Genomic DNA, 18,921 nt, shown 5'->3' with positions numbered 1-18,921 from the left:
TGTCGCTCATTGGTTTTGCTCAGCTTCTCTCTAGAGTCAGCAATGGGTTCAAGCGGCGCCCAGCGGGCATTACCCTGAAGGTCCGCTGCGGACAGTTACGGAAGTCCCAAATTGGGCGCGGCGCTGGGCACTGATCGGGGCAGCGGTACCACTCCGTTTGATGATGCTCGCTCCACGAAGTTCGCTGCATCCTCAGCAGTCATGTTCTGACTATAGAGTCGGCGCACTGCGGGGCTTAGCCGCTCGGCGAAGCTAACAACCATCATGTTGTCCCCGGTGACCTCCCGTTGGCCCATTTGCTCCGCGTGCGACACAGCACGTTGCTCAACCCGCTGGACGCCTCGCCTACGCCGTCCGCAACACCGGCGCCGGCGGCTGCGACGGCCGGATCAGCGCAAACGCAACCTGGATGATGCCGCCGGCCAGCCCCAGCGCGACGCCGATGCGCCAGGCCATCGTGTACGAGCCGAGCGCGTCGTAGAGCACCCCTCCCCCATACGCGCCGAGAAAGCTGCCGATCTGGTGGCTCATGAAGGCGAGGCCCTGGATCATCGCCTGCCAGCGGAGGCCGAACATTTCGGCGACGGCGCCCGCGACCAGCGGTCCCACCCCCATCCACAGGAAGCCCATGATCGCGCCGAACAGCAGGGTCGAGGCCGGCGTCGCCGGCAGCATGAAGTACCAGGCCAGCGCGAGTGAGCGGAAGATGTAGATGCCGCCGAGCAGCGCCAGCTTGTTCCAGCGCTGGCCGGCCCAGCCGAAGAACAGCGAGCCGAGCACGTTGAAGCCGCCGATCATCCCGAGCGTCTGCGCGCTCAGCATCGGATCGAGGCCGCAGATCGCGAGATAGGACGGCAGGTGCGTGGTGAGGAACACGAGCTGCATGCCGCAAACGAGATAGGCGCAGGTCATCACTACGAAGGACGCGTTGCCGAAGGCGGTCTTCGCGGCAATCAACGCTGTGGCATCGACGATCTCGTCAGTCGCGGGCTTCGGCAGCGGGACCGCGTCGACGCGCCCGGCATACCAGGCCGCAGGGATCATCAGCACCGACATCACCACGAAGCCGGCGAGCCCGATGCGCCAGCCAAAGCCCTCGTTGAGCATCTGCCCGATCGGCGCCGACAGCAATGCGCCGAGCGAGCCCGCCCCGGAGACGATGCCGAGCACGGTGGAACGCACCGTCGCGGGCACCGCGCGCGCCGCCACCGACATCGCGATCGCCGCCGCGGTGCAGGCGAGCGAGGTGCCTATCAGCACGCCGGCGCCGATCATGATGGCGACGAGACCGTTCGCGGTTGCCATCAGCACCAGGCCCGCGATGTACATGAACGAGCCTGCGATCATGATCGGACGGAACCCGTAGCGCGTGGTCATCGCGCCGGCGAGCGGCTGGAGAAAGCCCCAGGCGAGGTTCTGCACGGCCAGCGCCAGCGTGAAATCGGAGATCGACAGATGGATGTCGTGGGTCAGCGGCTGCATGAAGATGCCGAGGCTCTGCCGCAGTCCCATGCTCAGCGTAAGCATGATCGAGGCGCCGATCAGGATGGGCAATGTTGGGCGCAGGATCTGCAACAGGGGCATTTTTGTCTCCCTCGTGGGCGCGGCGCGCGCGCCGTCGTCTGCAATATCGATTGATTTTGGTTACACAGACCTGTGTACTTAGGCTATGAATAGGGTGCACTGTCAAGCGAACAGGACATTCACCGCCGCATGGCTCCCCCGCCCGCCCCACAGACGATGAAAGAGCGGATTCTCGAGACCGCCGACAAACTGTTCTATCTTCAGGGCATTCGCGCCATCGGCGTCGACACCATCGCGGCCGAGATCGGCATCTCCAAGCGCACGCTCTACAACCACTTCCCCTCCAAGGACGCGCTGATCGCCGCCTACCTGGAGCGCCGCTTCGTGCAGCCCCGCCCCTCGGACAAGCCGGCGGCCGAGCAGATCCTCGCCACCTTCGATTCGCTGGAGCGCCGCTTCGCCGCAAAAGACTTTCGCGGCTGCCCGTTCGTGAATGCGGTCGCCGAGCTTGGCCCGGCCGACCGCGCCGTGAAGAAGATCGCAATCGCCTTCAAGGAAAGCCGCCGCATCTGGTTTCGCGACCGCCTCAACGAGCTCGGCGTTGCGAACGCGGAGGCGCTCGCAACGCAGCTCGTGCTGCTGGTCGACGGCTCGATCGCGCAGGACCTCGTCCGCGACGACCCCGCAATGGCCCGCGCCGCGAAGGAAGCGGCGACGGTGCTGCTGCGGAATGCGGGGGTGACGGTGGGAGATCAGACTACGGTGAAGCGAGGCAAGCGGCCGGCCCGGCATCCCTGAAGCAGCTGCAACATCAGAACCCGCCGCTCGCCGCAAGAAGTCCGGATCGGAAAGCACGCACCGCAAGGTCCGTTTGCCGTGCTTCACCCTTCGATCTCTTGAAGCGATTGGACTGAGAGGAACCATCGTCATTTCGGCGTAGTTGACCTTCTTTACACCGGAGAAGGTCATGAATCGAAAATCGCTTCTTCTTACAGCCGCACTGTCCTTCGCTGTTGCCGCTCCCGTCTTCGCACAAGGCGGCGGCGGAGGCGGTGGCGGCGGTGCCGGCGGAGGCGCGGGTGGCGCAGCTGCGAGCGGCGGCGCGTCCGGATCATCCGCCAGCTCAGGCGCAGGCACTGGCACGTCTGGCGCCGCCAATGGAGGCCCCTCGGCGCCATCCGGCATGGGCGCAAACGGAACCTCAACCGGCGCTCACACCAACAACTCTCCAACCAACCCGAACGTTCAGCCCCAGACGCCGAACGGGAATACTGCGAGCACACCGACCACCACCGGCGCGGGCAACACCGCGTCAGGATCGACACAGGCGGGCACGCCAAACGGGACCGACAGGTCCGGTATCACGGCCACCAATGGCGCCAACAGCGACAACAAGGGCCAGATGAGCCCCGCGGAGCAGGCAAGAACGGGGATCAAGACGCTTCCACAGGACCAAACTCCAGGAGCCGTCAGTGCGCCGGGCGTTGGCGTCGGTCATGCGGCGAACGGCTTGCCGATCGGTACGCCCGGTTCGGGGACCAGCAACGTCGATCAGAAGTGACCCGGACTTTCTCCATCCCCACAGGGCCCGCTACGGCGGGCCTTTTCTGTGACGTCCTGAAGGGAGTGGACGAGGCCTAGCGCTGCGAGGGCGAGACATGGAGTAAACTTGGCATCAGGCGGCCCTGCCGATACACTGGTTTCTTTTTGAGGCGTGCCCATGATTAGATTTTCGTCGTTGCTGCCAATTTCATTTCTGATCATCTGCACCCCGGCCACGGCCGACGAGATGAAGATCCAATTCACATTTGGACCTCCGCGGCCCTGCACCACCGTCTTTCCCAATCCCGAAATCAAGATGAAGAGTGTTCCGCCCGGCACGCGCACGATCGTCGTCAAGTTTCGCAGAGAGAAGAACTACGAGATGGGCGGCCAGGAGATCCCATTTCCTTCAGACAACATCGTGAAGCCGGAGAGCTTGCGAACCTGGGGCCCCTGCAATTCCGGCCTGTACACTTATGAGGTCATCGCGAAGTCCAGCACGGGCGCGGCCCTGGCCAAGGCAGAATGGTCGGAGCCCTATCCTCCCTGACCTGAAGGGTGGACGCCCGCTTGTTCGCCGTGGCGTGCCGGATTCCTCGCTAGCGGGATGACAGCAGAGTTTGTGGATGTTGGATGCTAGCAGGATGCTCCTGTTTTGCCCGACGAGTCAAACGGCAATGCTGTGCGCATCAGCCGTTTTGCAGCCGACGTAAGCCATTGATCCGACTAGTGTCGGCTACTGTGCATGGGGTTGTTTTCGCGTTTTTTTACGCGGGCGTGTGCCAGCGGCCTCACGCCGCGTGCGACACCACGCGATTGCGGCCGTCGTGCTTGGCGCGGTACAGGGCGGTATCGGCGCGCTTGAGCACGTCGCCAACCGCCTCGCCCTTCTGCTCCAGCGTGGTCAGGCCGATCGAGATCGTGACCTCGATGCGCTTGGTGCCCTTGTGGATCGCAAAGGGCTCGCCGGCGATCGAGCGGCGCAGGCGCTCGGCGACCATGCCCGCGACGTGGAGATCGGTCTCCGGCATCACGATGACGAATTCCTCGCCGCCGTAGCGACAGGCAAGGTCGATGCCGCGGATCGACTTGCGCACCCGCACGGCGAATTCGCGCAGCACGTCGTCGCCGGCGTCGTGGCCGTAATTGTCGTTGATCGACTTGAAGTAGTCGATGTCCAGGATCATCAGCGCCAGCGGCTTGCCGCGGGTCGCGGCCTGCTCGGCCAGCGTCGCGAGATGGCTCTCCATGTAGCGGCGATTGTGCAGCCCCGTGAGCGCGTCGGTGATCGCCATCTCGATCGAATTCTGCACGTTGTCGCGCAAATGGTCGGTGTAGCGGCGACGGCGGATCTGGGTGCGGGCACGCGCCAGCAGCTCGATCTTGTCGATGGGACGCAGCAGATAGTCGTTGACGCCGATCTCGAGCCCGCGCAGCAACCGCGTCGCGTTCTCGGGGTCGGCGATCGCCAGGATCGGCACATGCCGCGTGCGCTCCAGCGAGCGCGCCTGGCTGCACAGCCGCAGGCCGTCGAAATTGTTGAGGTCGAGCGAGACGATCAGCAGATCGTAATTGCCCTCGGCGGCGTGGAACAGCGCCTCCGTCGGGTTCGGCTCGACGTCGATGGTGTGCTCGGCGGCAAGGATCGTCGCCAGCCGTTCATAGGAGGACTGTCGGTCGTCGACCAGCAGGATACGGCCGCCCTTGCCGGTGTCGGAGATCGCACTGCGCTCGGGCGCCTGCATGCCGATCTCGAGCGAGGTGATGGCGCGCATGCGCAGCTCGTCCGTCATCATCTTCAGCCGGGTCAGCGAGCGCACGCGCGCGATCAGCACGACATCGGAGACGGGTTTTGTCAGGAAATCGTCGGCGCCGGCTTCCAGCCCGCGGTTGCGGTCGGACGGGCTGTCGAGCGCGGTGACCATCACGACGGGAATGTGATGCGTGGCCGGATCGGTCTTGAGCCGGCGACAGACCTCGAAACCGTCCATGTCCGGCATCATGACGTCGAGCAGGATGATGTCGCATTCGGCGCGGGCGCAGATCGCCAGCGCCTCGGTGCCGTTCGCGGCGGTCATCACGTCGAAATATTCGGCGGACAGGCGGGCTTCGAGCAGCTTGACGTTGGCGGGGACGTCATCGACGACGAGAATACGCGCGGACACTGTGAACTCACTTCCTATCCGATGAAACGTCGGACCGTCTCAATGAATTTGCCGACCGAGATCGGCTTGGACAAATAGGCCTCGCAGCCGCCCTCGCGGATGCGCTCTTCGTCGCCCTTCATCGCGAACGCCGTGACGGCGACGACGGGAATGCTGCGCAGCTCCGGATCGTCCTTGATCCAGCGCGTCACCTCCAGGCCCGAGACCTGCGGCAATTGGATATCCATCAGCACGAGGTCGGGCCGCATCTTGCGAACGAGGTCGAGCGCCTCGTAGCCGTTGCTGGTGCCGGTGGTCTGGTAGCCGTGCGCCTCCAACAGGTCGCGGAAGAGCTTCATGTTGAGCTCGTTGTCTTCCACGATCAGGACGGTCTTAGCCATCCCGCCCTCCTGATTGGTCCGCAGACCGATGCATGTGACGCCTCAGGCGCCGGTCGCCGGCGCTTCGAAAACTGGATTCAAACTAGCCTCGAATTCGCTTGAGTTTCGTTAAACCCGAGGGCCGACTTTCTGCGATGTGGTTTCCAGTTGCTTGTCGGGGGTCGCAAGACTTGGGTAAGAGACTGGGCAAGAGACTTGGAAACGAGACTCGGGCATGGTGGCCCCAAAGTAGACACCGAAAGTTAACGGAAAGGCAAACCGGCCACGTGAAAAAGCCTGTTCACAACCCGCGCGAAGTCGCTGAAATCGTTGCGCTTCAGGCGCTGTCTTTCGTTGCGGGCGAACCCGAGCGGCTGGGCCTGTTCCTGGCCGAGACAGGGGTCGGCCCGGAGATGCTGCGCAATGCCGCCTCGGACCCCAATTTCCTGCTGAGCGTGCTCGATTTCGTGATGCGCGACGACGCCACCGTGAAGGCTTTTGCCAGCACGGCGGAACTGCATCCGACCAACGTTGCCGCAGCGCGGCAGGTTCTCGGCGACGCGCTCGGCGACCCCAATTGGGAGCGCGACGTGCCGTGACCTCCTTGGAGACGGCCGGGCCCCGCTGCTTCTGCCGGGATTGTTCGGCCGATCTGGATATGGGCGTGCGGCGCTGTTCCGCCTGCGGTTCCCCCGCCTCGCCCGCCACCGCGCGCTCGCAAGCCTGACCATCGCCCATATCGACTGCGACGCCTTCTACGCGACCGTCGAGAAGCGCGACAATCCCGACATCGCCGACAAGCCCGTGATCATCGGCGGGGGCAAGCACGGCGTGGTGTCGGCCGCCTGCTACATCGCCCGCACCTACGGCGTGCGGTCGGCCATGCCGATGTACAAGGCGTTGGAAGCCTGCCCGCATGCAGCCGTGATCCCGCCGAACATGGCGAAATATGTCCGGGTCGGGCGCGAGGTGCGCCAGGCCATGCAAGCGCTGACGCCGCTGGTCGAGCCGCTTTCGATCGACGAGGCGTTCCTCGATCTCTCCGGCACCGAGCGGGTGCACGGCATGATCCCGGCCAAGGTGCTGGCGCGGTTCGCACGCAACATCGAGCGCGACATCGGCATCAGCGTCTCGGTCGGCCTCTCCTGCAACAAGTTCCTGGCGAAGATCGCCTCCGACCTGGACAAGCCGCGCGGGTTTGCTGCGCTCGACCAGGAGGAAGCGCGCCTGATGCTGGCGGAGAAGCCGGTCGGTTTCATTTTCGGCGTTGGACCCGCGACGCAGGAGCGTCTGGTGCAACGCGGCTTCCGCATCATCGCGGACCTGCAGAAGGCCGACGAGATCGAGGTGATGCGGCAGTTTCCGAGTGACGGCCGCAGGCTGTGGCGACTCGCGCGCGGCATCGACGACCGCCGCGTCGAGCCCGATCGGGGCGCCAAGACGATTTCGAGCGAGACGACGTTCGAGACCGACATCCGGGACTTCGCGACGCTGGAGAAGATTTTGTGGCGGCTGTGCGAAAAGACGTCGTCTCGCCTTAAGAGCAGCGAGCTCGCCGGCCTGACCGTCACGTTGAAGCTGAAGACCGCCGATTTCCGCCAGCGCACCCGCTCGCAGTCGATCACGGCCCCGACGCAGCTTGCCGCGAAGATCTTCTCGATCTGCCGCGAGATGCTGGCGAAAGAGATCGACGGCACCGCCTTCCGCCTGATGGGCGCCGGCGTCAGCGCCCTGCGCGAGGGTTCAGTCGCCGACGACACCGACATGCTCGACCGCCGCGCCGCCCATGCCGAGCGCGCGGTGGACAGCTTGCGCAAGAAATTCGGCAGCGCCGCAGTAATCCGCGGCATCGCGTATGAGGGGCCGGAAAAGGCGCAGGAGTGATGACAGGCGAACGCGACCTCCACGCACTGCTGAGACACATGAAGCCGGAGATGCGGCCGGGCATCTTCGTGTTCTGCACGATCCCGACGAACGAGCCAGTTCCCGCAGCGCTCAGTCCACTGCTGACGTTTTGCGAGCAGGAAGGAACGACGCTGGTGCTCCTGCGCGAAGAGGCCGAAGCGGCAGGACTACGCCACGCATTTGCATCGTGCCTGATCACCCTGACGGTTCACTCCGCACTCGATGCGGTCGGCTTCCTGGCGGCGATCACGGCACGTCTCGCCGCAGCCGGCATCAGCGTGAACGCCGTGTCGGCGTTTCACCACGATCATTTGTTTGTGCCGGCAGACAGGGCCGACGACGCGATGGTTCTTCTGCGAGAGATGTCCAACGCAACACACTTGTAGCGAAAGATCTCAATCCGCGACAGCCACCGCTTCGATCTCGATCATCCATTCCGGCGCGGCGAGCGCCGAGACGCCGACCAGCGTGCTCGCCGGCGGCTCCATACCTTCGAAGAAGGCCGAGCGGGCCTTGCCGATGATCGGGCGCAGCTCCGGCTTGTAGTTCACGACGAAGGTCGTGATCTTCACGATGTTGGCGTAGCTCGCGCCGGCCGCCTTCAGCGCATGCCCGAGATTCTGCATCACCTGCGTGGTCTGCGCCGCGAGATCGCCCTCGCCGACAATCCGCCCCTCCTCGTCCACCGACACCTGGCCGGAGATGTAGATCGTCCGCGCCCCCGTGGCGGTGACAACATGCGAATAGGCGGGATTGTGATGCAGGCCGCTGGGACGGAGATGATCGAGCTTGGGCATAACGAGCCTCCCGGATGTTTGTGGTTGGGAGGAGCGTAGCCAGAGACCGCGTTGCAGGCCAGCCCTCAATTGCAGGGCTTGCTGTCCTTCGCGTCGAACTTGCCCATCGCGCCCGAAATCACAAAATCGTTGTAATCGAGCACAAGCTGGCGCGAGACGCCGTTCTCGTAGAGCTCGAACGCCATCGCATAGACCGGCGTCTGCTCGCCTTCCTTCTGCTGGGCCTCACGATCGAAATAGCTGACGGTGACGGGCCAGCGCTTGAGGGACTTCATGTGCTCGTCGGACGTCGAGGGATCGGGCGAGCCTTCGCGTTCGGCGGGGATCGGCTGGCCGATCACGGTCAGCGTGTTGTAGACCTTTTGGCCATCGTCGGAGCCGTCATAGACGGAGAGTTCGAGCAGCGACTTGCCGTCGTTGGCGGCGGCAATGATGCGCTGGATCTGTTCGGTCGGGAATACGATCTTGCCGTCGAGCGTAAAGCTCTTCGGGGCCGGCAGCTTCAGCTTGACGTTGATGTGGTCGCCGTCGCGCTCAGCCGAGCCGTCGACCCGGCCGGCATCCGCCTCGTTCATCCGCGTCTCGATCTTGAAGCGGTAGCTTTTGCCGCCGGCGTCCTCCCAGGAATTGGAGCGGAGGTCGCTGAGCGTGACCTTGCCCTCGCCGCTGTCGAGCTCGGAAACCTGGCGGAATTCGGAGGTGTAGCCCTCGCACGAACTTCCGGTGAAATTGTAGAGGATGCGGCCGCGCGCGCTGTTGATCGAATTCGAGCGCGATTTCACCAGGCTCAGATCATAGAGCGCCTGATGCGCGAGAAACGGACCGTTCGCGGCCAACGCCCCGCCTCCGGGGCCGAGAGCGGCCGCCGCGAGCGCCGTCACACCGAGCGAAGTCCGGAAAAGGTGCAGCATGTCTGGTTCCTGAGGAAAGCGCAGATTCGACATTTTAATGACCGTTCCATTGCGTCGCAACTGAGGCCGTTTCACGTAAAGTTGCGGCCTTTGCGTTGAACCTCCTGCCCTGCCTCAACAAAATGCCACCCCCGACGGTTGCTTGCATGTGGCGGCACGATGGGCGAAACAGGGCCCGCCCGGCCTGCAAGGGATGCGCCGGGGCGGATGGATTTTTGGACAACGAGGTCGGACATGGCGGGCACGGTCGAGCAGAAGCTGGCGGAACAGGGCATCAAGCTGCACGAGGCCCCCACCCCCGTGGCAAACTACGTGCCGTTCGTGCGCACCGGTAATCTGCTGTTCGTCTCCGGCCAGGTTTGCTTCGATCCCGCCGGCAAGCTGATCGCCAAGGGCAAGCTCGGCGCCGGCGTGACCATCGAAGACGGCGCCGCGGCCGCCCGCGGCTGCGCCGTCAATCTGCTGGCCCAGGTCAAGGCGGCGCTGGGCGACCTCGACAAGGTCGTGCGCGTGGTGCGCCTCGGCGGCTTCATCAACTCGGCGCCGGACTTCCTGGACGGGCCGAAGGTCCTCAACGGCGCCTCCGACCTGATGGTCGCCGCCTTCGGTGACAAGGGCCGTCATGCCCGCACCACTGTCGGCGTCGCCTCCCTGCCCGCGGATGCGGCGGTCGAGGTCGAAGGCGTGTTTGAGGTCGCCTGAGGCGAATGCGCGCTCCTGATTGGCTGACAGCCCGCCCGGTCGCCCATCGCGGCCTGCACGACATTTCCCGCGGCATCGTCGAGAACATGCCGGGCGCGGTGCAGGCTGCAATTGCGGGCAATTTCTCCATCGAGGTCGACATCCAGCTCTCCGCCGACGGCGAGGCCATGGTGCATCACGACCATGCGCTCGGCCGCCTGACCGAGGCCACCGGCCCGCTGGTCGAGAAAACCGCCACTGAACTGAAGGCGCTCACGTTCAAGGACACGGCCGAGCGGATGATGTCGCTCAGCGACCTCTGCGCCCTTGTTGGCGGCCGCGTGCCGCTGGTGATCGAGGTTAAGAGCCGTTTTGACCGCGACCGCAAGCTGGTGAAGCGGATGGCCGAAGTGCTCGCGTCCTATGATGGCCCCGCGGTCGGCATGTCGTTCGACCCGGACCAGGTGCTGGCGCTGCGCGAGCTGCTGCCATCCCGCCCCCGCGGCATCGTCGCGCAACGGAGCTATCAGGACGACTACTGGGCTCATCTGACGCAGCAGCAGCGCGACAGCATGCTGTACCTGCGCCATGGTTTTCAGACCCAGCCGCAGTTCGTCGCCTTTAGGGTCGACGACCTGCCCGCCCCCGCCCTCTGGATCGCCCGCAATGTGTTCGGCTGCGCTCTACTGGGCTGGACCGTGCGTACGACCGAGCAGCGGACGCGGGTCGCGCAATATGCGGATCAGATGATCTTCGAGGGCTTCGTACCCTAGGCTTGATGTTTCCCACTCTTGAAGTCGCTGCTGCAATGCACGATCTTGGGCACGATGGCACCATCCGAAATCACCCTTGAGGCCGTACCTTCCATTGGCGAAGTATCGCCGGACGACTGGGACGCCTGCGCCAATCCCGGCGGCAAGTCTTGTAATGGGCATGGCAAGGGAACCTCATCCGGACTTCCAGGGGATTCCCTCGGCCTCTCAAAGCCCGGCTATAACCCCTTCGTCTCCCACGCGTTTTTATCGGCCGTTGAGAAATCGGGTTCGGCCACGATCCGCACCGGCTGGGGACCGCGGCATCTCGTGGCCAAGGTCGACGGTCGCGTCGCCGGCGTCGTGCCCTGCTATCTGAAATCGCACTCGCAAGGCGAATATGTCTTCGACCGCGGCTGGGCCGATGCCTATGAGCGCGCCGGCGGGCGGTACTATCCGAAGCTGCAGGTTTCGGTTCCGTTCACGCCGGCGACGGGACCGCGGCTGCTGGTCCGCGACGGCGTTGACCGCGAGCACATCATGGAAGCGCTGGCGAGCGGGTTGGTGGCGCTGTGCGGTGTCAGCAAGGCTTCCTCGGTGCACGTCACTTTCGCCCGCGAGGCGGAGTGGAAGCTGCTCGCCGAGCACGGCTTCCTCCAGCGCACCGACCAGCAGTTCCATTGGCACAACGAAGGCTTTGCGAGTTTCGACGATTTCCTGGCGACGCTGAACTCCCGCCACCGCAAATCGATCAAGCGCGAACGGCGCGATGCGCTGGCTGCCGGGGTCACCATCCACTGCCTCACGGGCAAGGAGATCACCGAGGATGCCTGGGATGCGTTTTTCATGTTCTACATGGAGACCGGCTCGCGCAAATGGGGCCGCCCTTATCTGACGCGGGAATTCTTCTCGCTGATCGGCGAAACCATGAGCCAGGACGTGCTGCTGGTCATGGCATGCCGCAACGATCGCTGGATCGCGGGCGCGATCAACTTCATCGGCTCGGACACGCTGTTCGGCCGCAACTGGGGTGCGGTCGAGCATCATCCCTTCCTGCATTTCGAGGTCTGCTATTACCAGGCGATCGACTTCGCCATCAAACGCGGTTTGGCGAATGTCGAAGCCGGCGCGCAGGGCGAGCACAAGATCGCACGCGGCTACCTGCCGCGGACCACCCACTCCGCTCACTTCATCGCTGATCCGGGCTTGCGCCGCGCCATCGACGATTACCTCAAGCGCGAGCGCGCCTATGTTGCGGAAGCCGGACGGGAGCTGGCCGAGCTCGGCCCGTTCCGCAAAGGCGCCGACGAGGCGCCTTGACGGTTCGTTGCGGCTGGTGACAGTAAGCGCAAAATTCCAGGGAGCCGCCGCCATGACCGCCTACGACCCCGACAACATCTTCGCGAAGATCCTCCGCGGTGAATTCCCCTGCCACAAGGTTTACGAGGATGAGCACGTGCTCGCCTTTCTCGACATCATGCCGCGGGTACCGGGCCACACGCTGGTGATTCCAAAAGCTCCTGCCCGCAACATCCTCGACATCAAGCCGGACGACTACGCCCACGTCGCCCGCGGCGCACACAAAATCGCTGCCGCAGCGATGACGGCGTTCAAGGCCGACGGCATCACCGTGCAGCAGTTCAACGAGGCGGCCGGCGGACAGGTGGTGTTTCATCTCCACATGCACGTGATGCCGCGCCACGACGGCGTGGCGATGCTTCCGCCCGCCAGCCGCAAGGAAGACGTCAAGGTGCTGGAAGAGAACGCGACCAAGCTGATCGCGGCGTTGAAGGCGGGCTGACGCTCTCCACTCGTCATTGCGAGCGCAGCGAAGCAATCCAGACTGCCTCCGCGGCTACAGTCTGGATTGCTTCGTCGCAAGAGCTCCTCGAAATGACGGAGGAGACACTTCACTCCGTCTGAAAATCTCCCGGCTGCGGGGCGGCCAGCGGCGTGAACTCGCAACGATCTGGTTTGATGTCGATCAGCGGCGTGTTGTCGAGGCAATCGAGCCCGCGCACCAGAATCGCGTTGCCTTCGATGCCGACCAGCTTCACGATCGACGTGCCGATCGGATTAGGGCGCACCGGCGAGCGCAGCGAAAACGTGCCGCGGGTCTTCTCGTTGTTCTTAGGGCTTTGCAGGACGATGTCGCGGCGCGACTTGTCGAGCCAGTAAAGCACTTCGAGATTGCTGTAGAAATCGACGCCCTTGATCGCCGGCACGAACGGCTCGAAGATCTCGAGCCGACATATCGGGCCGTCTGTCCGGCCCTGCCGCGGGGTCTCCATCCGCGAGCTCCAGGGCGTGCGGATGCGGCCGATGAAGACGAGTCCGGCATCTTGCGTCGGCGGCAGCTCGATGGAGACTTCACCCTCGCGGAGCTGGTTTTCGCGAACCATATGTCCAATTCCCTGCTGTTCGCCGGCGGTTTTAGCCCAACCACCACTTGCCGGCCAGCATGAAGACTTCGCCCGCGACCACGCCCGCGAAGATCGAGCGGCGGGCCAGCAGGAAGACGACGAGGCCGGCGCCGACCGCACCGTAGCGCAGGGCGTCCGGCACGCTCGCAAGCGCCCCGGGGGCTCGACCACGATCTGGGCGATGACGCCGGCCAGGGTCGCCGTGGCGACCGCCCGTACCCAGACCAGAAGCTCGGAGCCCTCGTCGATGCCGCCGCCGAACCACAGGCCCAGCATGCGCCATATCTGGTTGGGAACAACGCCGGCGACGAACAGCACCGCCAGCGCGTGCCAGTCGCCGATGAGCTGCGCAAAGCTCATGCGCGCACCTCCCGCCACCAATGCGCGCCATAGGCAATCGTGCCCGCCACGAGCCCGCTGACGAGGATGTCGAGGCCGGAATTGATCTTCGCGGCCAGTGGATACAGCAATATGCCCAGCGCGAGGGCGACGACATCGGCGAGCTCGCGGCTGTTGCGTGCGGTCGAGAACAGGAAGGACAGAGGCGTCAGCAAAAGGATCGCCGCGCCAAGCGTCTGAGTCAGATTGGCGGCAAGGAAATAGCCGACCGCATTGGCGGTGAGACACACCGAGACAAGACCGAAGCCAAGTCCGTTGACGAAGGCGATCCGGCGTTCACGCGGTACCTGCGGCAGGAAGCGATGGCATTCGACCCACAGTGTCACCGCGGTGAGATGCGCCGCGAAAAACAGCTCGCGCCGTTTCGTCGTCGGCGTGCGCATCAACGGCAGCACCGAGACCACCATCGGAAACAGCCGGATCGCACTGACGGTGACCGCGATCGCGGACTGGACGATCGTCGCGCCGGAGCCAAGCGTGGTGATCAGGATGATCTGCGCCGGACCTGCCCAGACGAACAGCGTCGAGCAGAGCGCCCAGAGCAGGCTGAAATGTGTGTCGTGGGCGAGCGCGCCGATGCCGAGATAGGTCACGAACAGCACGAGCGTGAGGATGGTCTGCGTGATCGAGCGCAGCCCCCACGCAAAGGCGCGCCAGGGACTTTGCCATTGAGGTGAATTGAGCGGAGGAAGCGCCACGGGGAGTCTTGGCCGGATGAGGAATCGTGCCCGCATAACGGGCAATGCGGCGCCTCGCGTCAAGAAAGCGCACGGCGGGGCTGGCATGCACGCTGGGACAGATGCCCTACCCGCTCACACCGCGATTCTTCAGCACGAAGCACGCCCCGCCGGCCTTGCGGATGCGACCGCAGAGTTCATCCGCCTCGCTCCGCGTATCGGCGCCGATGCGCACCTGGTAGAAGGCGCGCGTGCCGCGGCTGCGCATCACCGAGCTGAGCAGGCTCGGATCACGTTCGCCGATCACGGCGCTCAGCCGCGTGACCGCGCGGGAGTACATCGCCAGCGCGCGGTTGCGGTCAAAGCCCGCGGCGAGCTGCACGCCCCAGACCTTTGCAGCCGCAAGCTCCACATGCTGCTCGAGCTCGGCGACGAAGGCATTCGGCGCGCGCTTCAAAAGCGCCATCAGATCGCGGCAGCTCGTCGGCGGCACGCTGGGCGGCCCCTTGCCGGTCACGCCTGCCTTGGCCCACGCATCGACGCTCGTGCCGGTGATCGCAAGAACGTAATTGCGGGTCTGCTCGGGCATGCCGCCGGTGCCGGCGAGCCATTCCTGCACCCGGCGCGGCCCGGCATTGTAGGCGGCCGCCGCCAGCCCCAGATTGCCGAACTGGTTGCGCAGCTCGTTCAGGAATTCCGCCGACTTCGGCAGCGCCTGCACCGGATTGAAGGGATTGAGCAGCCCGCGCTCGCTCGCGGTGCCCGGCATGAATTGCGCGATCCCCTGCGCCCGCTCGCCGCTGCGCGTCACCGGCCCGACCGCATCGGTCTGGAAGCGGCTTTCCTGCCAGATCACGCGGGCGAAGAACTCCAGCGGAAGATTGGCATCGCGCGCCGCGGCCTCGATGATCAGGCAGATCGACTCCCGCGTGTCGCTCTCCCGCGCACCGGGCTTCTCCGGCTGCACAGCGAGTTCTTCGACGCTTGGGATGGCAACGTCGGTCTTGGCGGGCGAACTGTCCCATGCCGCGGCCTGGGTCGACGAGACAAGCAGCGCGGAGATGATGCACATCGCAATCTGCACCCATCGCGCGCAGGCACGGCGGTAGCGCGCCTCGGCGCGGCATGCGACAGTGTGATCAACAATGTTGTGGCATCGTGCCATGGTTCGACGGGTCGCCAATATTATGCTGCCTGACCTGCTTCTCCCAATGCGTTACCCCGCCAACCGGATCCGCGCGATCCTTGTCCTCGCCGCGCTCATCCTGAGCGTCGCGCCAGCCGCCGCGCAGGTGACGTCTCAAGTCGCGTCTCAAGTCAATTGGCGGATGACCACGGAATACCCTGAGAATAACATCTCCGGGATTGGGCTGGCGACTTTCGCCAGCCGCGTCTCCGACCGTACCCACGGCTTCGTGACCGTGACTAACGCCTTCGACAACCAGCTCAAGATCAACTCGGGCGAGATGCCGCGCGCGGCGCTGGACGGCCGGATCGCGGGCGGCGATGCCTTCGCGGGCGCGCTCTCGGGCCTCGACCCTGTGCTCGGATTGTCCACCCTGCCTTTTCTCGTGCAATCGGTGGATCTCGCCCGGGCCACCAATCTGCGGGCGCGACCGCTCTATGAGAAGGCGCTGGCTGCGCGCGGCCTCAAGCTGCTCTATGTGACGATCTGGCCGGCCACGGGCCTCTGGTCGGAGCAGTCGCTCGACGGTGCTGACGACCTGCCGAAACTGAACCTGCGAACCTACGATGCCAATTCCACCGAGGTCATGCGCGCAGCCGGCGCGAACGCGCAATTCCTGCCGATGGATGCGGCGCTCGCCGGACTGAGGGAACACCGGCTGAATGCCTTCCTCACCTCCGGCGACGGCGGCGCGGGACGCAAATTGTGGGACTTCCTGCCGCATTTCACGGCCATCAACTACGCGATGCCAATCTCGATCGCCTTCGTCCGCAGCGACGCCTTTGCCGAACTGTCCGAACCGATGCAGCGCGAGGTGCTGGCGGCGGCGGTCGAGACTGAGCAGAGCCAGCTGGCGCTATTGAGCCACCGCACCATCGAGAACTATGCGCGCATGCGCGACAATGGCGTCCATATCGCCGAGCCGGCGCCTGCGTCCCTTGTCACGGAGCTGCGGAAGGCAGCAACGGGCGCGATCACCGCCTGGGAAACCCGGGCAGGCGCGGAGGCGACCGCCATCGTCGAATGGGCGAGACAGCAATGAGGGAGCGGTAGCGGCGCTCCGCTGGTCTCGCTGCCTACCGCCTTAGTTTTTGACCGCAACCGGGATTTCGCCCCGGATGGCGCGGTCGAGGGCATCAATCAGCGCCTGGATCTCGATAAACTTGTTGCGCGCTCGCTCGGCCGTGTCGCGCACAAAGGGGGCGGCCAGCACTTTCGCATGCGCGTCCCTGTCCTCGATCATGCGCTCACGGGCCTTCTTCAGGGTTTCAAGTCGCTCGCTCATCCGGCCTCTCCTGAAAAAATCGTCTCGATCCCTCGTCCGGACTCGTTGATCGACGAGCGCGGCGAACGAGCAACCCTCAACAGCCGCGGCAGATGTTCTTCAGCTTCGCCGCGGTTCTGGCCTCTTCCGCCACGAACGGGTCCTTGTAGGCAGCACGGGACCCATCGCCTTCCGCAGCAGCGGGCTTTTTTTCCTTCGGAGGAAACGCAGCATCGTAGCAGGCGAGACGTCCGCTCGTGCTTTCGATCGCCCGGCAGTCCGGTCCTGCCGCGACAGCGCCTTGCGACAGTGTGCCAAGTATCAATGTGCCAAGCATCAATGCGACGAGAAGCGCTCTCCGGCGGATCCAGTCGACCAGACGAAATCGAGTCATGCACGCTCCTGCTCAGTCGGCGGGAGCGCTGGTGACCCTCAGTCACCGGTCGATGCCAATGGAAAGGCGGTGATGGCGCGACTCTACGCTTCCCTCCCGCGAATAGCGAGCTTTAAGGGATACGCGGTATCGGGAAGGCGATTTTCGGCGTGACAATGGTTGCGCGTTTGCCTTGGCCCCCGGCCTCGTTTAGGTCTGGCAATAGGCGGCGGTATCAACACAGGCGCGACAATATGGTGACCATTTATTTCGATCTCGACGGCACGCTGACCGACCCGAAGCCCGGGATCACGCGCTCGATCCAGTACGCCCTGGAGCGGCTCAACGTTGCGGTTCCGAGCGAGGACGAGCTGACCTGGTGCATCGGGCCGCCGCTGCATGCCAGCCTGCAAAAGCTCACGGGCAGCGCGGAACTCGCCGACCGGGCGCTGCTGCTCTATCGCGAGCGCTTCAGCGACGTCGGCCTGTTCGAGAACGAAGCCTATGCCGGTATCGTGGACACGCTGACAACGCTTGCCGCGACAACACCGCGCATGTTCGTGGCGACCAGCAAGCCCGCGGTCTACGCCACCCGTATCGTCGAGCATTTTGGCCTCAAACCGTATTTCGAGCGGGTGTTCGGCTCCGAACTCGACGGCACGCGCGTCGACAAGCGCGACCTGCTGCGCTACGCGCTCGACGAAGCCAGGGTCGATCCCGCCAGCGCGATCATGATCGGCGACCGCAGCCATGACGTGGTCGGCGCCCGCACCAACGGCATGACCGCGATCGGCGTGCTCTATGGCTACGGCAGCGAGACCGAGCTGCGGGACGCCGGCGCGCATCACATCTGCGCCGCGCATCCCGAGCTGCTCGGCCATTGCGTGATCTAACTCTATCAAGCGGCGACGGTCTCCACCGCCGCCAGCATGCCGGTCTTGGCGTGACAGTTCAGGTACTCGAAGAACTGCTCGTCGGCAGCAGCCACGGTGACCTCGTGGTAGAGCCGCAGTTTTGCCGAGGGGCCGAGCGTCGACAGGTACTTCATCGCGGCGCCGAATATCCTGACGTGGGACGGATGCGATTCCGCCCACCGCTCCAGCGCCGCCAGGCTCTTCCACCAGCTTTGACCGTAGGACTTTTCACTCGCGTCCCCGCCGGCTGCAAGCACGCGCATGTAACGGTTGGCGTAACAGCCGATGCCAAGGCCGTCATCGCGCAAGAAATCCATGCCCTCGCGCAACACCGGTTCGACGTCGTCGAGATAGAGCTTTCGTTCCGAGGTCTCGGTATCGCTCCAATCCTGGCCTGATCGGATCAGACAGAGATTGTCGTGCGCCTTCACGCGCAGCCGCGCGCCGTCGCGGATCAGCTCGGGATTGCCGCCCGGCGACATCGGGCCGGTCTGTGACAGCGGGATGCGGTCGCGCATGCCGCCCCAATAGGCGTGCTCCTGCACCTCGCCGCTCATGCCGCCGGAGATTGCGGCGACGCCCTCGGGCCGGCCGAGCGAGGAAAACAGCGTCTCGTGCCGCGCCACCGTGGGGCGCAGCACCTCGATGAACGTGCCGATGCCCTCGGGCTGCGCTCCGGTCCAGGCCTCGCGCGCCGATGCAAACCATTTGTCGAACCGCGCAATGTCGTCCCAATAGGCCACCGAGACGACGTTCTCGTAGCCTGCCTGATCAACATATTGCGCCCGGTCCCAATGCGAAGGACCGCCTTCCGCGGCAAACCGCGCCGCGATTTCGGCGAGAGCGTCCGTTGCAGCAGCTGCCGCCGTGCCGCGATACTGAAGGCCGAAATAGGCCATCACGACCCGGTTCACGGAAGGCTTATAGCGCGCCACGAAGGACGGGTATGGCGGCTGGTAATCGTCCGGCACGCGCTTGTGGCGCGTGCGCGGCGTCTCGAGATGCAGAGGAATTGCGGATTCCATGATCGTGCCTCCCTCGATTGCGGC

General features: G+C 64.7%; 22 protein-coding genes and 2 pseudogenes. 12 read left to right on the top strand and 12 right to left on the bottom strand.

Translation table 11 applies throughout. The annotated features are described in order from the left end of the window. Positions 1-345 precede the first annotated feature (345 nt). The gene (locus tag AB3L03_RS35055; RefSeq protein WP_204511398.1) at positions 346-1,584 is read right to left on the bottom strand and encodes an MFS transporter; all 1,239 of its coding nucleotides are present in this window, start codon (positions 1,582-1,584) and stop codon (positions 346-348) included. 129 nt (positions 1,585-1,713) lie between these two features. On the opposite strand from AB3L03_RS35055, the gene AB3L03_RS35050 reads away from it, so the two are divergent. From AB3L03_RS35050 to AB3L03_RS35040, 3 genes are all read left to right on the top strand, one after another. Further along, complete coding sequence (locus tag AB3L03_RS35050) at positions 1,714-2,322, top strand: TetR/AcrR family transcriptional regulator (RefSeq protein ID WP_085395622.1); 609 nt, start codon at positions 1,714-1,716, stop codon at positions 2,320-2,322. Between the two features lie 169 nt (positions 2,323-2,491). Next, positions 2,492-3,085 carry a hypothetical protein gene (locus AB3L03_RS35045; protein WP_204511399.1) on the top strand — a complete coding sequence of 198 codons (594 nt, stop codon included), beginning with the start codon at positions 2,492-2,494 and terminating at the stop codon, positions 3,083-3,085. Between the two features lie 159 nt (positions 3,086-3,244). Continuing rightward, positions 3,245-3,616, top strand: coding sequence for a hypothetical protein (locus tag AB3L03_RS35040; RefSeq protein WP_085395621.1), 372 nt, complete (start codon positions 3,245-3,247; stop codon positions 3,614-3,616). Between the two features lie 241 nt (positions 3,617-3,857). Here AB3L03_RS35040 and AB3L03_RS35035 read toward each other — a convergent pair whose 3' ends face one another. Together AB3L03_RS35035 and AB3L03_RS35030 are read right to left on the bottom strand one after the other, a co-directional pair. Then, positions 3,858-5,231 carry a PleD family two-component system response regulator gene (locus AB3L03_RS35035; protein WP_018455158.1) on the bottom strand — a complete coding sequence of 458 codons (1,374 nt, stop codon included), beginning with the start codon at positions 5,229-5,231 and terminating at the stop codon, positions 3,858-3,860. A gap of 14 nt (positions 5,232-5,245) precedes the next feature. Further along, on the bottom strand, positions 5,246-5,611 hold the full coding sequence (locus AB3L03_RS35030) for a response regulator (protein WP_007603272.1): 366 nt from the start codon (positions 5,609-5,611) through the stop codon (positions 5,246-5,248). A gap of 266 nt (positions 5,612-5,877) precedes the next feature. On the opposite strand from AB3L03_RS35030, the gene AB3L03_RS35025 reads away from it, so the two are divergent. The 3 genes and pseudogenes from AB3L03_RS35025 (at position 5,878) to AB3L03_RS35015 (ending at position 7,881) form a co-directional block, all read left to right on the top strand. Further along, the gene (locus AB3L03_RS35025; protein WP_027518410.1) at positions 5,878-6,189 is read left to right on the top strand and encodes a DUF3572 domain-containing protein; all 312 of its coding nucleotides are present in this window, start codon (positions 5,878-5,880) and stop codon (positions 6,187-6,189) included. Next, positions 6,186-7,474: pseudogene (locus tag AB3L03_RS35020) on the top strand (DNA polymerase IV). The gene AB3L03_RS35025 and the pseudogene AB3L03_RS35020 overlap by 4 nt, the downstream one beginning before the upstream one ends. Continuing rightward, positions 7,474-7,881, top strand: coding sequence for an ACT domain-containing protein (locus tag AB3L03_RS35015; protein WP_085351383.1), 408 nt, complete (start codon positions 7,474-7,476; stop codon positions 7,879-7,881). The pseudogene AB3L03_RS35020 and the gene AB3L03_RS35015 overlap by 1 nt, the downstream one beginning before the upstream one ends. Before the next feature lie 9 nt (positions 7,882-7,890). Here the strand turns inward: AB3L03_RS35015 and AB3L03_RS35010 are convergent, their stop codons facing one another. Continuing rightward, positions 7,891-8,292, bottom strand: a complete 402-nt coding sequence (locus tag AB3L03_RS35010) for a RidA family protein (RefSeq protein WP_007603265.1) — start codon at positions 8,290-8,292, stop codon at positions 7,891-7,893. Positions 8,293-8,357: 65 nt separating this feature from the next. Beyond that, complete coding sequence (locus AB3L03_RS35005; protein WP_204511401.1) at positions 8,358-9,203, bottom strand: cell envelope integrity EipB family protein; 846 nt, start codon at positions 9,201-9,203, stop codon at positions 8,358-8,360. A 234-nt stretch (positions 9,204-9,437) separates the two neighbouring features. Between AB3L03_RS35005 and AB3L03_RS35000 the strand changes: the two genes are divergently transcribed. The 4 genes from AB3L03_RS35000 to AB3L03_RS34985 are packed head-to-tail and all read left to right on the top strand — an operon-like array spanning position 9,438 to position 12,437. Next, on the top strand, positions 9,438-9,905 hold the full coding sequence (locus AB3L03_RS35000) for a RidA family protein (RefSeq protein WP_007611287.1): 468 nt from the start codon (positions 9,438-9,440) through the stop codon (positions 9,903-9,905). A gap of 5 nt (positions 9,906-9,910) precedes the next feature. Further along, positions 9,911-10,657 carry a glycerophosphodiester phosphodiesterase gene (locus tag AB3L03_RS34995; protein ID WP_018455163.1) on the top strand — a complete coding sequence of 249 codons (747 nt, stop codon included), beginning with the start codon at positions 9,911-9,913 and terminating at the stop codon, positions 10,655-10,657. Positions 10,658-10,711: 54 nt separating this feature from the next. Continuing rightward, on the top strand, positions 10,712-11,956 hold the full coding sequence (locus AB3L03_RS34990; RefSeq protein ID WP_204511402.1) for a GNAT family N-acetyltransferase: 1,245 nt from the start codon (positions 10,712-10,714) through the stop codon (positions 11,954-11,956). 52 nt (positions 11,957-12,008) lie between these two features. Then, positions 12,009-12,437 (top strand): HIT family protein, encoded by a 429-nt coding sequence (locus AB3L03_RS34985; RefSeq protein ID WP_018455165.1) that lies wholly within the window; start codon positions 12,009-12,011, stop codon positions 12,435-12,437. Between the two features lie 109 nt (positions 12,438-12,546). Here AB3L03_RS34985 and tsaA read toward each other — a convergent pair whose 3' ends face one another. The 4 genes and pseudogenes from tsaA to AB3L03_RS34965 form a co-directional block, all read right to left on the bottom strand. Next, positions 12,547-13,038: a tRNA (N6-threonylcarbamoyladenosine(37)-N6)-methyltransferase TrmO gene (gene tsaA, locus AB3L03_RS34980; RefSeq protein ID WP_018455166.1), complete on the bottom strand. Its 492-nt coding sequence runs from the start codon at positions 13,036-13,038 to the stop codon at positions 12,547-12,549. Between the two features lie 31 nt (positions 13,039-13,069). Beyond that, positions 13,070-13,419: pseudogene (locus tag AB3L03_RS34975) on the bottom strand (AzlD domain-containing protein). Continuing rightward, positions 13,416-14,156 carry an AzlC family ABC transporter permease gene (locus tag AB3L03_RS34970; protein ID WP_018455168.1) on the bottom strand — a complete coding sequence of 247 codons (741 nt, stop codon included), beginning with the start codon at positions 14,154-14,156 and terminating at the stop codon, positions 13,416-13,418. The pseudogene AB3L03_RS34975 and the gene AB3L03_RS34970 overlap by 4 nt, the downstream one beginning before the upstream one ends. A 106-nt stretch (positions 14,157-14,262) precedes the next feature. After that, positions 14,263-15,207, bottom strand: a complete 945-nt coding sequence (locus AB3L03_RS34965) for a transglycosylase SLT domain-containing protein (protein ID WP_368507950.1) — start codon at positions 15,205-15,207, stop codon at positions 14,263-14,265. A 115-nt stretch (positions 15,208-15,322) separates the two neighbouring features. Between AB3L03_RS34965 and AB3L03_RS34960 the strand changes: the two genes are divergently transcribed. Further along, entirely contained in the window at positions 15,323-16,363 is a 1,041-nt protein-coding gene (locus AB3L03_RS34960) for a TRAP transporter substrate-binding protein (protein ID WP_368509111.1), read from the top strand. Between the two features lie 42 nt (positions 16,364-16,405). Here AB3L03_RS34960 and AB3L03_RS34955 read toward each other — a convergent pair whose 3' ends face one another. Together AB3L03_RS34955 and AB3L03_RS34950 are read right to left on the bottom strand one after the other, a co-directional pair. Beyond that, the gene (locus AB3L03_RS34955) at positions 16,406-16,606 is read right to left on the bottom strand and encodes a hypothetical protein (RefSeq protein ID WP_018455171.1); all 201 of its coding nucleotides are present in this window, start codon (positions 16,604-16,606) and stop codon (positions 16,406-16,408) included. 76 nt (positions 16,607-16,682) lie between these two features. Next, the gene (locus AB3L03_RS34950) at positions 16,683-16,979 is read right to left on the bottom strand and encodes a hypothetical protein (protein WP_085351377.1); all 297 of its coding nucleotides are present in this window, start codon (positions 16,977-16,979) and stop codon (positions 16,683-16,685) included. A 233-nt stretch (positions 16,980-17,212) separates the two neighbouring features. Here AB3L03_RS34950 and AB3L03_RS34945 point away from each other — a divergent pair, with 233 nt between their 5' ends. Beyond that, positions 17,213-17,851: an HAD family hydrolase gene (locus AB3L03_RS34945; protein ID WP_085351376.1), complete on the top strand. Its 639-nt coding sequence runs from the start codon at positions 17,213-17,215 to the stop codon at positions 17,849-17,851. Between the two features lie 5 nt (positions 17,852-17,856). Here the strand turns inward: AB3L03_RS34945 and AB3L03_RS34940 are convergent, their stop codons facing one another. Next, on the bottom strand, positions 17,857-18,897 hold the full coding sequence (locus tag AB3L03_RS34940) for a phenylacetaldoxime dehydratase family protein (RefSeq protein WP_085384438.1): 1,041 nt from the start codon (positions 18,895-18,897) through the stop codon (positions 17,857-17,859). Between the last annotated feature and the right edge of the window lie 24 nt (positions 18,898-18,921).

The sequence above is a fragment of the Bradyrhizobium lupini genome, assembly GCF_040939785.1.
Lineage (GTDB): Bacteria > Pseudomonadota > Alphaproteobacteria > Rhizobiales > Xanthobacteraceae > Bradyrhizobium > Bradyrhizobium canariense_D.
This window is presented reverse-complemented; position numbering and strand designations above follow the sequence as displayed.

Bases quoted from the DNA above. Each gene is read 5' to 3' on its own strand.
- AB3L03_RS35055 (WP_204511398.1), bottom strand. From the start codon at position 1,584: ATGCCCCTGTTGCAGATCCTGCGCCCAACATTGCCCATCCTGATCGGC.
- AB3L03_RS35050 (WP_085395622.1), top strand. From the start codon at position 1,714: ATGGCTCCCCCGCCCGCCCCACAGACGATGAAAGAGCGGATTCTCGAG.
- AB3L03_RS35045 (WP_204511399.1), top strand. From the start codon at position 2,492: ATGAATCGAAAATCGCTTCTTCTTACAGCCGCACTGTCCTTCGCTGTT.
- AB3L03_RS35040 (WP_085395621.1), top strand. From the start codon at position 3,245: ATGATTAGATTTTCGTCGTTGCTGCCAATTTCATTTCTGATCATCTGC.
- AB3L03_RS35030 (WP_007603272.1), bottom strand. From the start codon at position 5,611: ATGGCTAAGACCGTCCTGATCGTGGAAGACAACGAGCTCAACATGAAG.
- AB3L03_RS35015 (WP_085351383.1), top strand. From the start codon at position 7,474: ATGACAGGCGAACGCGACCTCCACGCACTGCTGAGACACATGAAGCCG.
- AB3L03_RS35010 (WP_007603265.1), bottom strand. From the start codon at position 8,292: ATGCCCAAGCTCGATCATCTCCGTCCCAGCGGCCTGCATCACAATCCC.
- AB3L03_RS35005 (WP_204511401.1), bottom strand. From the start codon at position 9,203: ATGCTGCACCTTTTCCGGACTTCGCTCGGTGTGACGGCGCTCGCGGCG.
- AB3L03_RS35000 (WP_007611287.1), top strand. From the start codon at position 9,438: ATGGCGGGCACGGTCGAGCAGAAGCTGGCGGAACAGGGCATCAAGCTG.
- AB3L03_RS34995 (WP_018455163.1), top strand. From the start codon at position 9,911: ATGCGCGCTCCTGATTGGCTGACAGCCCGCCCGGTCGCCCATCGCGGC.
- AB3L03_RS34990 (WP_204511402.1), top strand. From the start codon at position 10,712: ATGGCACCATCCGAAATCACCCTTGAGGCCGTACCTTCCATTGGCGAA.
- AB3L03_RS34985 (WP_018455165.1), top strand. From the start codon at position 12,009: ATGACCGCCTACGACCCCGACAACATCTTCGCGAAGATCCTCCGCGGT.
- tsaA (WP_018455166.1), bottom strand. From the start codon at position 13,038: ATGGTTCGCGAAAACCAGCTCCGCGAGGGTGAAGTCTCCATCGAGCTG.
- AB3L03_RS34965 (WP_368507950.1), bottom strand. From the start codon at position 15,207: ATGTGCATCATCTCCGCGCTGCTTGTCTCGTCGACCCAGGCCGCGGCA.
- AB3L03_RS34960 (WP_368509111.1), top strand. From the start codon at position 15,323: ATGCTGCCTGACCTGCTTCTCCCAATGCGTTACCCCGCCAACCGGATC.
- AB3L03_RS34955 (WP_018455171.1), bottom strand. From the start codon at position 16,606: ATGAGCGAGCGACTTGAAACCCTGAAGAAGGCCCGTGAGCGCATGATC.
- AB3L03_RS34950 (WP_085351377.1), bottom strand. From the start codon at position 16,979: ATGACTCGATTTCGTCTGGTCGACTGGATCCGCCGGAGAGCGCTTCTC.
- AB3L03_RS34945 (WP_085351376.1), top strand. From the start codon at position 17,213: ATGGTGACCATTTATTTCGATCTCGACGGCACGCTGACCGACCCGAAG.
- AB3L03_RS34940 (WP_085384438.1), bottom strand. From the start codon at position 18,897: ATGGAATCCGCAATTCCTCTGCATCTCGAGACGCCGCGCACGCGCCAC.